The organism is Paracoccus sp. SSK6, assembly GCF_039770665.1.
GTDB lineage: Bacteria > Pseudomonadota > Alphaproteobacteria > Rhodobacterales > Rhodobacteraceae > Paracoccus.
In genome coordinates, this window is record NZ_JBDPNJ010000009.1 from 47,601 (window position 1) to 61,627 (window position 14,027).

Genomic DNA, 14,027 nt, shown 5'->3' on the forward strand with positions numbered 1-14,027 from the left:
CGGTCCCCCGCGGGATATTTGGGCAAAGGTGAAAGGGCGAGGCTTACGCGGCCTCGTCCTTTTTTCGTGGCGTATAGTTCAGGATCGGGGCCAGCCAGCGTTCGACCTCGGCCAGGTCCATGCCCTTGCGCGCGGCATAGTCGCGGGCCTGGTCCTCCTCGATCTTCGCCACGCCGAAATAATAGCTGTCCGGGTGGCCGATATAGAGGCCCGAGACCGAAGATCCCGGCCACATCGCCATGCTTTCGGTCAGACGCACGCCCGTGGCGGCTTCCGCGTCCAGCAGGCGGAACAGGGTCAACTTTTCGGTATGGTCGGGTTGCGCGGGATAGCCCGGCGCGGGGCGGATGCCCTTGTAGGGCTCGCCGATCAGATCCTGCGGGCCGAAGGTCTCGTCCGGCGCATAGCCCCACAATTCCTTGCGGACGCGCTCGTGCAGCATCTCGGCCATGGCCTCGGCGATGCGGTCGGCAAGCGCCTTGACCATGATCGCGGCATAGTCGTCATTCGCGCGTTCATAGCGGGCGGCGATTTCGCTCTCCTCGGGGCCGGCGGTGACGACAAAGCCGCCGACATAATCGGGCCGGCCTTCGGGCGCGACGAAGTCGGACAGCGCGACATTCGGGCGGCCGCCGCGTTTCGTCACCTGCTGGCGCAGGGTGTGCAGCGTGGCCAGTGGCTGCTGCCGATCCTCGCCGGTGAACAGGCGGATGTCGTCGCCCACCGCATTGGCGGGCCAGAAGCCGACCACGGCGCGCGGGTTGAACCACCTGCCCTCGATGATCCGGGCCAGCATCTCCTGCGCCTCGGCAAACAGCGTCCGCGCGGCCTCGCCCTGCTTTTCATCCTCCAGGATGCGGGGATAGACGCCTTTCAGCTCCCAAGTCTGGAAGAACGGCGTCCAGTCGATATAGCGCGCGATTTCCCCCAGATCCCAGTCGTCGATCACGCGGGTGCCGGTGAACTGCGGCACGGTGGCGCGGTAATCCGACCAGTCCACCTTCAGCACATTGGCCCGCGCCGCAGTCAGCGGCAGGCGCTGCTTCGCGGCCTCGGCGCGTTCGTGGCGTTCGGCCACGTCCAGGTATTCCGCGCGAATCGCATCGACATAATCCGCCTGCTGCGAGGGCGACAGCAGCGAGGACACGACACCCACCGCCCGGCTGGCATCGGTGACATAGACCGCCGCACCCTGGTGATAGCGCGGCGCGATCTTGACCGCCGTGTGGATCTTCGATGTCGTGGCCCCGCCGATCAGCAGCGGCACATGGAAGCCCTCGCGCTCCATCTCACTCGCGACATGCACCATCTCGTCCAGTGACGGCGTGATGAGGCCCGACAGGCCGATCGCATCGACCTTCTGCTCGCGCGCGACCTCCAGGATCTTCTGCGCAGGCACCATCACGCCCAGGTCGATGACCTCGTAGTTGTTGCAGGCCAGCACGACGCCGACGATGTTCTTGCCGATGTCGTGAACATCGCCCTTAACGGTTGCCATCAGGATCTTGCCCGCCGCCTGCCGTTCGCCGCCGCCCCCGTTCGCGGCCTTCTCGGCCTCCATATGGGGCAGCAGGACGGCCACGGCCTGCTTCATCACGCGGGCCGATTTCACCACCTGCGGCAAAAACATCTTGCCCGCGCCGAACAGGTCGCCCACGACGTTCATCCCGGCCATCAGCGGGCCTTCGATGACATGCAGGGGGCGTTCAGCGGCCAGGCGCGCTTCCTCGGTATCGCCCTCGATATATTCGGTGATGCCGTTCACCAGCGCATGTTCCAGCCGCTTTTCGACGGACCATTCGCGCCAGGACAGATCCTTCTCGCGCGCCTTGGCCCCACCCTCGCCCTTGAAGCGTTCGGCGATCTCCAGCAGGCGCTCGGTCGCGTCCGGGCAGCGGTTCAGGACCACGTCCTCGCAAGCCTCGCGCAGATCCGCGTCGATCTGGTCATAGACGGCCAACTGGCCCGCGTTGACGATGCCCATGTCCATGCCCGCCTGGATGGCGTGGTACAGGAACACGGCGTGCATCGCCTCGCGCACGGGTTCGTTGCCGCGGAAGGAGAAGGACAGGTTCGACACCCCGCCCGAGACATGGGCGTGCGGCAGATTCTGGCGGATCCAGCGCGTGGCCTCGATGAAATCGACGCCATAGTTGTTGTGCTCTTCGATCCCCGTCGCCACGGCGAAGATGTTGGGGTCGAAGATGATGTCCTCGGGCGGGAAGCCCACTTCCTCGGTCAGGATGCGATAGGCGCGCGCGCAGATCTCGATCTTGCGGGCGCAGGTATCGGCCTGGCCCTGTTCGTCGAAGGCCATGACCACGACCGCCGCCCCATAGGCAAGGCAGAGGCTGGCGTGATGGCGGAACTGCTCCTCGCCTTCCTTCATGCTGATCGAGTTCACGACCGGCTTGCCCTGCACGCATTGCAGGCCCGCCTCGATCACCTCCCATTTGGAGCTGTCGATCATCACCGGAACGCGGGCGATGTCGGGTTCGGCCGCCAGCAGGTTCAGGAACTCGACCATGGCGGCGCGCGAGTCGATCAGTCCCTCGTCCATGTTGATGTCGATGATCTGCGCGCCGTTTTCCACCTGGTCGCGCGCAACCTCAAGCGCCGCGGCATAGTCGCGGTTGGTGATCAGCTTGCGGAAACGGGCGGACCCGGTGACGTTCGTGCGCTCGCCCACGTTCACGAAGGGGATGTCGGGCGTCAGGACAAAGGGTTCCAGCCCGGAAAGGCGCAGGTGGCGTTCAAGCATATTCGGGCACCTTTCGGGGGCTGTATTGGGCCACGGCCTCGGCAATGGCGCGGATGTGGTCGGGCGTGGTGCCGCAGCAGCCGCCGACGACGTTCACCAAGCCTTCGCGGGCGAATTCGGCGACCTGCACGGCGGTGTCGGTCGGGCCTTCGTCATACTGGCCGAAGGCATTGGGCAGGCCGGCATTCGGATAGGCGCAGATGTTGGTTTCCGCGACACCCGCCAGTTCGGCCAGATGCGGGCGCATGGCCGATGCGCCAAGCGCGCAGTTCAGTCCCACCGACCAGGGCCGGGCATGGCGCACCGAATGCCAGAAGGCCGTCGGCGTCTGGCCCGAGAGCGTGCGCCCCGAGGCATCGGTGATCGTGCCCGAGATCATCAGCGGCAAGGCCTGCCCATGCGCCTCCATCGCCTGGATGCAGGCGAAGATCGCGGCCTTGGCGTTCAGCGTGTCGAAGATCGTCTCGATCAGCAGGATGTCGGCGCCGCCCTCGATCAGGCCCTGCGCCTGCTGCAGATAGGCAATGCGCAGGTCGTCAAAACTCACGGCGCGATAGCCGGGATTGTTCACGTCTGGGCTGATGGATGCGGTGCGGTTCGTCGGCCCGATCGCGCCCGCGACGAAACGAGGCCGCCCGTCCTGCGCGGTGGCGCGGTCAAGCGCCCGGCGGACGATGCGCGCGCCTTCGACGTTCAGGTCATGCACCGCCCCCTGCATCCCGTAATCGGCTTGGGCGATGGTCGTGGCGGAGAAGGTGTTCGTTTCCACGATATCCGCGCCCGCCATGGCATAGCGGTAATGGATTTCCTCGACCGCCTCGGGCTGCGTCAGCACCAGCAGGTCGTTGTTGCCCTGCTGCGGGTGGTTCGAATGATGGCGGCAGGCATGGCCTGACCCGGCGCCGGTATAGTCATCCTCGGCCAGTCGAAGCTGCTGGATCTGCGTACCCATCGCCCCGTCGAGGATCAGGATCCGTTCGGTCGCAGCGCGGTCAAGCGCCGCGAAAGCGGGGGATCGGGGAAGTCTGCCGGTCATCATGTCACCCTTGCCAGGAAGGCGCAGGTATAGCGGCCTATCCGGGCACCGGCAAATTCATAATCCTACAGAAGATTATGAGGCCCCGCGATAAACCCTCCTGCATTGGACCACAAATATCCTCGGGGGGTGAGGAGCGCTCGGAAAAAGGTCCAGTGGACCTTTTTCAGCGACGAACGCCTGCCGCCGTGCGGCAGGCTGGGCGAAGCGCCCCCGCCCCCGCCTTACTCCGCACTGTCGCGCGCATAGACATCCTCATACCGGATGATGTCGTCCTCGCCCAGATAACTGCCGGTCTGCACCTCGATCAGGACCATCGGCATCTTGCCGGGGTTTTCCATCCGGTGGACGGCCCCCAGGGGCACGTAGATGGACTGGTTTTCGGTCACCAGCGTCACCTTGTCGTCCACCGTCACCTTGGCCGTGCCACTGACCACGATCCAGTGTTCGGACCGATGCACATGGCTTTGCAGCGACAGCGCAGCGCCGGGCTTCACCACGATGCGCTTGACCTGGAAGCGGTCGGCCAGGGCCAGCGTCTCGAACCAGCCCCAGGGGCGATGGTCGCGCGGAAAGGCGGTGGCCTGCTTGCGCCCCTTGTCCTTCAACGCGGTCACCGCATGACGCACGTCCTGCGCGCGGCTTTTATCCGCCACCAGCACCGCGTCTGAGGTCGCAACGACCATCACATCCGTCAGCCCGATCCCCACCACCTGCAGGTCGTCGCTGTCCGACCGCAGCAGCACGTCACGGCAGTCGATGGCGGTCGAGTTGCCGTCCGTCACCACCCCGTTGTCGGCGGGCGCTTCCAGCAGCGCCTCGCGCCAGACGGCGTCCCAGCCGCCCAGGTCGGACCAGCGTTCGGAAAAGCGCACAACGGTCAGGTTGTCGGCCTTTTCCATCACGGCATAATCGATGGACTGGTCGGGCAGGCTGTCCCACGGGGTCTTCGCCAGACGCAGAAAACCGATGTCGTCCTTGGCATCGTCAAGCGCGGTCAGCACGGGCGACAGGTATTCGGGCGCATGGGCGCGAAACGCGTCGATCATCACGCGCGCCTTGAACAGAAAGATCCCCGCGTTCCACAGGAAATTGCCCTGCGCCAGCATCTGCGCCGCCGTGGCCGCGTCGGGCTTTTCGACAAAGCGGGCCAAAGGCTGCGGCCCGTCGCCCTGCCCGGCCAGTTCCAGATAGCCATAGCCCGTCTCGGGCCGGTCGGGGGCGATGCCGAAGGTGACGATCTGCCCTTCGATGGCGGGGTCCACCCCCTGCCGCACGGCGCGCGCAAAGGCGGTCTCATCGGGGATGACGTGGTCCGAGGGCGCGACCAGCAGCAGCCCCTCGGGATCCTTCGCGGCGACCATCAGGGCCGCGACCAGGATCGCGGGGGCGGTGTTGCGGCCCGAAGGCTCGATCACGATGGCGCCGGGGGGAATGCCGATCTGGTCCAGCTGCTCCGCCACGATGAAGCGGAAGTCGGCATTGGTCATCACCACCGGATCGGCGAAATCCGGCCCGGCCAGCCTGCGGGCGGATGCCTGGAACAGCGTCTGGTCCCCCACCAACGGCGCGAACTGCTTGGGAAAGCTTTTGCGGGACACGGGCCAAAGCCGGGTTCCCGATCCGCCTGCCATCAGAACGGGGGTGATCTTGGTCATGGTGCTGTCCCTTGCAACCTTGTCATGCGCCAAGGGATAGCCTGCCGGGGGACAGCGGAAAAGGCCGCGCGTTGCTCAACCTGCGGCTTTCATAGGATTGCCCGCCACATAGGTTTGGCGAATGCTGCGGTCGTCGCCCATGATCTGCAGGATGAACAATTCCTGCTCCAGCGTCTCGGCCCGGTCCATGCGCAGGGCCATCGCCGGGGTTGCGCGGCTGTCCAGCACCACGAGGTCCGCCATGCTGCCGGGGTCCAGCGTACCGATCTGGTCGGCCATGCCCAGGGCCAGCGCATTGCCGCGCGTGATCCAGTGGAAGGCCGACAGCGGCGCCAGCTTCTGGTCGCGCAGTTGCAGGATCTTGTAGCCTTCGTTGAGCGTCTGCAGCATCGAATAACTGGTGCCGCCGCCCACATCGGTGGCGATGCCGCTGACCACGCCTGCCGCGCGCAGGCCCGCTTCGTCGAACAGCCCCGACCCCAGGAACAGGTTCGATGTCGGGCAGAACACCGCCCGGCTGCCGGTTTCGGCCATGCGCGCGATCTCGCGCGGGCGCAGGTGGATGGAATGGCCCAGCAGCAGCTTGTCCGAGAGCAGGCCATAGGTTTCGTAGATGTCGAGGTAGTCGCGCGCCTGCGGATAGAGGCTCAGCGTGAAGTCGATCTCGTCCAGGTTTTCCGACAGGTGGGTCTGGATATGGCAGTCGGGATGCTCGCGCACCAACTGCCCCGCCATCTCCATCTGCTCGGGGGTCGAGGTGATCGCAAAGCGCGGCGTGATCGCATAACGCTGCCGTCCCGTGCCATGCCAGCGGTCGATCAGGGCCTTGCTGTCGTCGTATCCCTGTTGGGGCGTGTCCAGCACCTCGGGCGGGGCGTTGCGGTCCATCATCACCTTGCCCGCAACCATCGCCATGTTCCGGGCATGGGCGGCGCTGAACAGCGCCTCGGCGCTTTCCGGGTGGACGGAACAGAAGGCGACGGCGGTGGTGGTGCCGTGGCCGGTCAGCAGGTTCAGGAAGGCATCGGCCATCGCAGGGGCGTGGCCCTGCTGGTTGAAGCGCGATTCCTCGGGGAAGGTATAGGTGTTCAGCCAGTCCAGGAGCTGCGCGCCCCAGCTTGCGATCACCTGCACCTGCGGGAAATGGATATGCGTGTCGATGAAGCCCGGCAGGATCAGGTGTGGGCGGTGGTCGATTTCCTCCACGCCGTCGCGCGCAAGATCGGCGTAATCGCCCACGGCCAGAATCCGGCCGTCCTCGATCAGGATGGCGCCGTCCTCGATATAGCGGTGATTGTCGGACGTGTCGTGGGGGTCGGCGTGAAAGCCAAGGACGCGGCCCCGGATCAGCTGTTGCATGGGTATTTGTTCAAAGAAGAAGCTGCGGTCAGCCGCGCGATCAGTTCGGCGGCGGTGAAGGCGGCGATGACCGCCGGGCGCTTGTCCACGCTGAAACCTGCGCCGATGGGGCAGATCAGGGGCGCAGGGTCGATGCCGCGCTCGCGGGAAAAGCGGCTGAACTGCGCGCGCTTGGTGGCGCTGCCGATCATGCCGACATAGGACAGGTCGTCGCGTGCGAGGGCCTCGGCGGCCAGCAGGAAATCCAGCGCGTGGTCGTGGGTCAGGATCACCACGGCGCTGCCGGGGCGGGCCGCGCGGATCTCGGCCTCGGGCAGCGGCGTCAGCTTCGCGGCGATGCCGTGCGCGGCCTGGGCCAGTTCCTCGGCGCGGCTGTCGATCAGGGTCGCGTTGACCGGCAGGGGTTGCAGCGCCAGCGCAAGCGCCCGTCCGACATGGCCCGCGCCGAAGACCAGAACGTCGGGGTGATCCTCGGGCGTGGGGCCATGGCAGTCCAGGTGCAGGACCACCCTGCCCCCGCAGCATTGGCCGATCTCGGGGCCAAGGGGGATATCCATGCGCGCCTCGGCCTCGCCCGACACCAGCATGGCCCGCGCGCGGTCGATGGCCATGTATTCCAGCTGGCCGCCGCCGATGGTGCCCTCCACCGAGGTGGGACCGACGAACATCTCGGCCCCCGCATCGCGCGGCGTGGACCCGCGGGCCGATATGACCCGGACGCGGATCATTTTCCCCCCGATCCCTGACGCAATGCCTCGATCGCCATCAGCACGCGCTCGGGCGTGGCGGGGGCGTCAAGACGCGGATGTTCGCGGTAATCGCTGAACGAGGCCACGGCCATGTTGATCGCCTCGAAGACGCTGATGCCCAGCATGAAGGGCGGCTCGCCCACGGCCTTGGACCGCTTGATGCTGCGTTCGCTGTTTTCCGACCAGTCGGCCAGACGCACGTTGAACACCCGTGGCCGGTCCGAGGCCAGCGGCACCTTGTAGGTGGACGGTGCGTGGGTCCGCAGACGCCCCTTGTCGTCCCACCACAGTTCTTCCGTGGTCAGCCAGCCCGCGCCCTGCACGAAGGCGCCCTCGACCTGGCCCTTGTCCAAGGCCGGGTTCAGCGAACGCCCGACATCGTGGATCATGTCCGCGCGGTCGATCACGTATTCGCCGGTCAGCGTATCGACCGAGACCTCGGACACCGCCGCGCCATAGGCATAGTAATAGAACGGCCGCCCCCGCCCGGTCGAACGGTCCCAATGGATCTTCGGCGTCTTGTAGAAGCCCGCCGCCGACAGGTGGATCCGCGCCATGTAGGCCAGGGCGATCACCTCGTTCCAGGGGATCTCGTGGTCGCCCGCGCGGATATGGCCGGGGACGAAGCGCACCTCCTCCCTGGGCTGCTGCCAGCGTTCGGCCACGAACTCGACCAGCCGCGCCTTGATCTGTTCCGCCGCGTCAAGCGCCGCCATGCCGTTCAGGTCCGTCCCCGAGGACGCCGCCGTGGCCGAGGTGTTCGGCACCTTCTCGGTCGTGGTGCGGGTGATCTTGATGTTGGTGATGTCGCACTGGAAGGCCTCGGCCACGACCTGGGCGACCTTGGTGTTCAGTCCCTGCCCCATCTCGCAGCCGCCATGGTTCAGCGCGATCGAGCCGTCGTTATAGACATGGATCAGCGCGCCCGCCTGGTTGAACCATGTGGCGGTGAAGCTGATGCCGAACTTCACCGGCGTCAGCGCGATGCCCTTGCGGATCACGCCGCCTTTCGCGTTCCAGTCCAGCACCGCTTGGCGGCGGGCGTGGTAGTCGCTGCTGGCCTCCAGATCCTCGAAGATGCGCGGCAGGATCTGGTCGTTGACCTCCTGATGGTAAGGCGTCAACTGGCCGTTCTGGTAGAGGTTGGCCTTGCGGATCTCCAGCGGGTCGCGGCCCAGGGCATAGGCGATCTCCTCGATCATCCGTTCAGCGACGATCACCCCCTGCGGGCCGCCGAAGCCGCGGAAGGCGGTGTTGCTGACGGTGTTGGTCTTCATCGGATGGCTGCTGACGCGCACGTCAGGATAGTAATAGGCGTTGTCGCAATGGAACAGCGCGCGGTCCGTCACCGGGCCGGACAGGTCGGCCGAGAAGCCGCAGCGGGCATACCAATCGCCCCGCACGGCGCGGATCTTGCCGGTGTCGTCAAAGCCAACCTCGTAATCCACGACGAAATCGTGGCGCTTGCCGGTGGCGGTCATGTCGTCGTCGCGGTCGGGGCGGATCTTCACCGCGCGGTTCCAGCGTTTCGCGGCGATCGCAGCGACGCAGGAAAACAGGTTCATCTGCGTTTCCTTGCCGCCGAAGCCCCCGCCCATCCGGCGCACGTTCACCACGACTGCGTTGTTCTGGCAGCCAAGGACATGGGCCACCATGTGCTGGACCTCGGACGGGTGCTGGGTCGAGACGTTGATCGTCACGTCCTCGTCCTCGCCCGGCACGGCCATGGCGATCTGGCCTTCCAGGTAGAAGTGGTCCTGCCCGCCGATATTGAAGCGGCCCTTGATGACATGCGGCGCGGCGGCCATGCTTGCGTCGGCATCCCCGCGCTTCAGCGTCAGGGGTTCGGTGACATAGCCCATGCCCGCATCGCGCGCCGCGATCGGGTCCAGCGCATGGGGCAGCACGTCATAGGTGATGCGTGCCTTGTGCGCCGCCCGCCGCGCCTGGTCGCGGGTTTCCGCGATCACGGCAAAGACCGGCTGGCCCCAGAACAGCACCTCTTCCTCGGCAAAGATCGGGTCGTCGTCCTTGCCGTTCGGGGACACGTCGTTGACGCCGGGAATGTCCTTGGCGGTCAGCACGCCGACCACGCCGGGATGGGCCAGCGTTTCCGAAAAATCCATGCCGGTGATCTTGCCATGGGCGCATTGCGACAGGCCCAGATAGGCGTGCAGCAGGCCATGCGGCTCGGCCAAGTCGTCGGTATAGTCGGCGCGGCCGGTGACATGCTTGATGGCGCTGTCGTGGATGGTGTCCTGATGCGCCTGTCCGCGGATGGTGGTGATGTCGTCTTTCATGGTTCAGGCTCCCACGGCTTCATGCAGGCGAACGGGCAGGCCGGTCTCCGTCTGCTCCAGCCAGAAGCGGCGGAACAGGTTGGCGGCCACGGTGCGGCGGTAATCGGCGCTGGCGCGCCAGTCGGACAGGGGCTGGAAGTCATCCACCACGGCGCGGGCCGCAGCTTCGAAGGTGTCGCGGGCGAAGGGCTGGCCCTTCAGCGCGGCCTCGGCCCCTGCGGCGCGCTTCGGGATGCCCGCCATGCCGCCGAAGGCGATGCGCGCATCGGTGATGGTGCCATTGTCAACGGTCAGGCAGAAACCCGCGGCGACGGCGGTGATGTCGCTGTCACGGCGCTTGCTGATCTTGTAGGCGGCGATTTTCGCCTGCGGCCGGATCGGGATGATGACTTCTTCCACGAACTCGCCCGGCGCGCGGTCCTGTTTCCCGTATTCGATGAAGAACGCCTCCAGCGGCAGTTCGCGGCGCGCCGCCCCCTTGCGCAGCACGATCCGCGCGCCAAGCGCGATCAGCAGCGGCGGCGTGTCGCCGATGGGGGATCCGTTGGCGATGTTCGCGCCGATGGTGCCCATGTTGCGCACCTGCCAGCCGCCGATGCGCAGCCAGTATTCGTATGCGGCAGGGATATGGTCGCGGATCAGCGGCGCGGCTTCGGAATAGGTCACGCCCGCGCCCAGACGGATTTCGCCGCCCTCGACGCGCTTCGACTTCATCAGATGCCCGATGAACACCGCCGGGGAAATGTCGCGCATGAACTTCGTGACCCACAGGCCCACATCGGTCGCGCCCGCGATGATCGTGGCCTTCGGCTCGGCCTCCAGGACAGTGGCCAGGTCGTCCACATCGGCGGGAATGATCGCGCGCTCGCCGCCCTTCGACAGCTCGACCCGCTGCCCGCGCATGTCGCGCAGCTTGGCGGCCACTGCCTCGCGCTCGACCGCCAGCGCATCGGCGGCCTGCCCGCCCGCGCGGCCTGCGGCAAGGGCGGCCTTGATGATCGGCTCGTATCCCGTGCAGCGGCAGATATTGCCCTGCAGCGCGGTCTCGATCTCGGTCACGCCCGCATCGGGATTGCTCATCCACAGCCCGTAAAGCGCCATGACGATCCCCGGCGTGCAGAAGCCGCACTGGCTGCCATGGTATTCCACCATCGCCGCCTGGATCGGGTGCAGCCCGCCATCGGGGCCGCGCAGATGTTCCACCGTCACCACATGGCAGCCGTGGCAGGAGGCCAGGAAACGGATGCAGGCATTGACCGGCTCATAGACCAGACCGTCATCGGTCAGGCGGCCCACCAGCACCGTGCAGGCGCCGCAGTCGCCCTCGGCGCAGCCTTCCTTGGTGCCGGTCAGACGCCGGTTGATGCGCAGGAAATCCAGAAGCGTGTCCGAGGCGCCGACGGCTGTCAGTTCAACCGCTTGACCGTTCAGCAGAAATCGCAGGGCGGGTGTCATGGCGTTCCTTCGTGGCTGTGGACCCATGGAAATCGTAGGCGGAAAAAAACGGTTGCGAAATCGGTCCCGACCCGGAAGACTTTACACGATTCCTTGAAATTGGCCTATCATCCATGTCCTATCTTGAAAGCCTGCGCGTCTTTGTCCGTGTGGTTGAATTGGGTTCGATTACCGCAGGCGGGCGGGATCTGCGGCTTTCCCCGGCAGTCGCCTCGAATCGCATCAAGGATCTGGAAAACCGCTTTGGCGTCAGGCTGCTGAACCGCACCACCCGGAAGCTGACGCCCACCGAAATCGGGCGCGCCTTCTATGACAACGCCCGCCGCGTCATTGATACGCTGGACGAAGCCGAGGCCCTGGTCAGCAGCTTTTCGGGCCGCCCGCAGGGGGTGATCCGCCTGACCGCGCCGCTGGGCCTGGGGCGGCGGCTGATCGCGCCGTTGATCCCGCCCTTCTGCGCCGAAAATCCCGGCGTCGATTTCCGGCTGCGCCTGTCCGACCGCAACGTCAACATCGTGGAAGACGCCATCGACCTGGCCTTCTTCCTGGGCGAGCCCGCCGATTCGGCGCTGAAATGGCGCAAGATCGCGGATTGCCCGCGCGTTCTGGTCGCCTCGCCCGATTACCTGTCGCGCCACGGCACACCGAAGGTGCCCGACGATCTGGCAGGCCACAACTGCCTGCTGCTGCGCTATCCCCGCAGCCCGGAATATTACTGGGTGCTGCAGACCGAGGACGGCCCGCACAAGATGATGGTGGGCGGGCGCTTCGACACCGATGACGGCGATGTTCTGACGGCTTGGGCGCTGGAGGGCGAGGGGATCGCGAACCGGCCCCTGTATGAGGTCGCGCCCGACATCAAGGCCGGGCGTCTGGTCGAAATCCTGCCGGACAACCGCCCCCTGCCCGCGCAGTTCGGCGCCCTGACCCCGCACCGGCGGCTGCAGGATCCGAAGGTGCGGATGTTCGCGGATTTCGCGGTGCGGGAGTTGAAGAAGGTGTTTTGACGAAAGGCGCCCCGCAGGGCGCCTACATCCCGGCCAGGCTCGCGCCGCCGGCCGCGCGGAACCAGCGGATGATCTGCTCGCGCTCCTGCGGCTCCATATAGGTGACGTTCGCGGGGGGCATGGCATTGGTCAGCCCGGCCTGGACATAGATTTCCTTGGCGTGCCTGGCGATGTCGCCGGGCGTTTCCAGAAACACCCCTTTCGGCGCGTGATGGATGCCCTCGTATCCCGGTTCGCGCGCGTGGCACATGGAACAGCGGCCCAGGACGGCATCGCTGACCTGCTGGAACCCCTCGGCCTCGGCAAAGCGGGTCTCGACCGGGGTCAGCGGGCGCGCCTCGGCCTGTTCCAGGCTGTCCTGGTTCAGACCGGCCGAGGACAGCCACATCACCATGATGAACAGCACCACCGTCACCGCCCAGGTCCACCACAGCATCCCCTTGCGGGCGTGCATGGTGTTGAAGAAGTGCCGGATGGTCACGCCCATCAGGAAGATCAGTGCGGCGATCAGCCAGTTGTACTGGCTGGAGAAGGCCAGCGGATAGTGGTTCGACAGCATCAGGAAGATGACCGGCAGCGTCAGATAGTTGTTATGCGTCGAACGCAGCTTGGCGATCTTGCCGTATTTCGGATCGGGCGCGCGTCCGGCCTTCAGATCCGCCACCACGATCCGCTGGTTCGGCATGATGATGAAGAACACGTTGGCTGTCATGATCGTCGCTGTGAAGGCGCCCAGATGCAGCAGCGCCGCGCGGCCCGTGAAGACCTGCGTATAGCCCCAGCCCATGACCACCAGCGCCACGAACAGAAGCAGCATCAGCACCGTCGGCGTCTCGCCCAGCCTGGACTTGCACAGCGTGTCATAGATCAGCCAGCCCAGCGTCAGGGAACCGGCGGAAATCAGGATCGCCTGCCAGGTCGCCAGATCCACCTTGGCCGTGTCGATCAGGTACAGGTTCGCGCCCGCCCAGTAGGTGACCATCAGCAGCGCCGCGCCGCTGAGCCAGGTCGCGTAGCTTTCCCATTTGAACCAGGTCAGGTGTTCCGGCATCTGTTCGGGCGCGACCAGGTACTTGTTAATGTGGTAGAAGCCGCCGCCATGGACCTGCCATTCCTCGCCATGGGCACCTTTCGGCAGGCCCGGCGCCTTGGTCAGCCCCAGGTCGAGCGCGACGAAATAGAAGGACGATCCGATCCAGGCGATGGCGGTGATGACATGGGTCCAGCGGATCGCAAAGGCCAGCCATTCCCAGATGACGATGTGGTCGGGGATCAGGTGCAGCATGGCTCAGCTTCCCCGATAGGTGGAATAGCCGAAGGGCGAGACCAGCAGCGGCACATGGTAATGGTCGTCCTGCGACATGCCGAAGCGGATCGGGATCACGTCCAGGAAACGCGGGCTTTCGGGCTCGACCCCCGTCGCGTCCATCCAGGCGCCCGCGTGGAACTCCAGCTCGTACTGGCCGGCCGCAAAGTCCGACGCAGGCAGGATCTGGCTGTCGGTGCGGCCGTCATGATTGGTGCGCAGCCGCGCAAGTTCGGTCCGCTGTCCGTTTTCCAGACGGAACAGCACCACCTCCATCCCCTCGGCCGGGCGGCCGCGCGCGGTGTCCAGCACATGGGTGGTCAGGTATCCAGGCATCATCGCCCTCCCTCATTTTTGCTGTTTTCTTGAATAACCGATCCCCCTGCGCGCGTGCGA

10 protein-coding genes are annotated in these 14,027 nt (G+C 65.9%); 1 reads left to right on the top strand and 9 read right to left on the bottom strand.

Going from position 1 to position 14,027, the window contains the following annotated elements:
* Nucleotides 1–43 precede the first annotated feature (43 nt).
* The 7 genes from metH to xdhA form a co-directional block, all read right to left on the bottom strand.
* A complete protein-coding gene (gene metH / locus AAIL68_RS08415) occupies nt 44–2,761 on the bottom strand; it encodes a methionine synthase (RefSeq protein ID WP_347139319.1) in 2,718 nt (905 codons plus the stop codon).
* Nucleotides 2,754–3,800, bottom strand: coding sequence for a homocysteine S-methyltransferase family protein (locus AAIL68_RS08420; RefSeq protein WP_347139321.1), 1,047 nt, complete (start codon nt 3,798–3,800; stop codon nt 2,754–2,756). Before AAIL68_RS08420 ends, metH begins: the two co-directional genes overlap by 8 nt.
* 221 nt (nt 3,801–4,021) lie before the next feature.
* Nucleotides 4,022–5,455 (bottom strand): mannose-1-phosphate guanylyltransferase/mannose-6-phosphate isomerase, encoded by a 1,434-nt coding sequence (locus AAIL68_RS08425; protein ID WP_347139322.1) that lies wholly within the window; start codon nt 5,453–5,455, stop codon nt 4,022–4,024.
* 75 nt (nt 5,456–5,530) lie between these two features.
* Nucleotides 5,531–6,814, bottom strand: a complete 1,284-nt coding sequence (guaD, locus tag AAIL68_RS08430) for a guanine deaminase (RefSeq protein WP_347139323.1) — start codon at nt 6,812–6,814, stop codon at nt 5,531–5,533.
* Nucleotides 6,802–7,542, bottom strand: coding sequence for a xanthine dehydrogenase accessory protein XdhC (gene xdhC, locus AAIL68_RS08435; RefSeq protein WP_347139325.1), 741 nt, complete (start codon nt 7,540–7,542; stop codon nt 6,802–6,804). The genes guaD and xdhC overlap by 13 nt, the downstream gene beginning before the upstream one ends.
* A complete protein-coding gene (xdhB, locus tag AAIL68_RS08440) occupies nt 7,539–9,863 on the bottom strand; it encodes a xanthine dehydrogenase molybdopterin binding subunit (protein ID WP_347139327.1) in 2,325 nt (774 codons plus the stop codon). The genes xdhC and xdhB overlap by 4 nt, the downstream gene beginning before the upstream one ends.
* Nucleotides 9,864–9,866: 3 nt before the next feature.
* On the bottom strand, nt 9,867–11,318 hold the full coding sequence (gene xdhA, locus AAIL68_RS08445) for a xanthine dehydrogenase small subunit (protein WP_347139329.1): 1,452 nt from the start codon (nt 11,316–11,318) through the stop codon (nt 9,867–9,869).
* A 113-nt stretch (nt 11,319–11,431) separates the two neighbouring features.
* On the opposite strand from xdhA, the gene AAIL68_RS08450 reads away from it, so the two are divergent.
* Nucleotides 11,432–12,325, top strand: coding sequence for a LysR family transcriptional regulator (locus tag AAIL68_RS08450; RefSeq protein ID WP_347139331.1), 894 nt, complete (start codon nt 11,432–11,434; stop codon nt 12,323–12,325).
* Between the two features lie 22 nt (nt 12,326–12,347).
* Here the strand turns inward: AAIL68_RS08450 and AAIL68_RS08455 are convergent, their stop codons facing one another.
* Nucleotides 12,348–13,598: a urate hydroxylase PuuD gene (locus AAIL68_RS08455; RefSeq protein ID WP_347139412.1), complete on the bottom strand. Its 1,251-nt coding sequence runs from the start codon at nt 13,596–13,598 to the stop codon at nt 12,348–12,350.
* 15 nt (nt 13,599–13,613) lie between these two features.
* Complete coding sequence (gene uraH, locus AAIL68_RS08460; RefSeq protein ID WP_347139413.1) at nt 13,614–13,967, bottom strand: hydroxyisourate hydrolase; 354 nt, start codon at nt 13,965–13,967, stop codon at nt 13,614–13,616.
* Nucleotides 13,968–14,027: the final 60 nt, after the last annotated feature.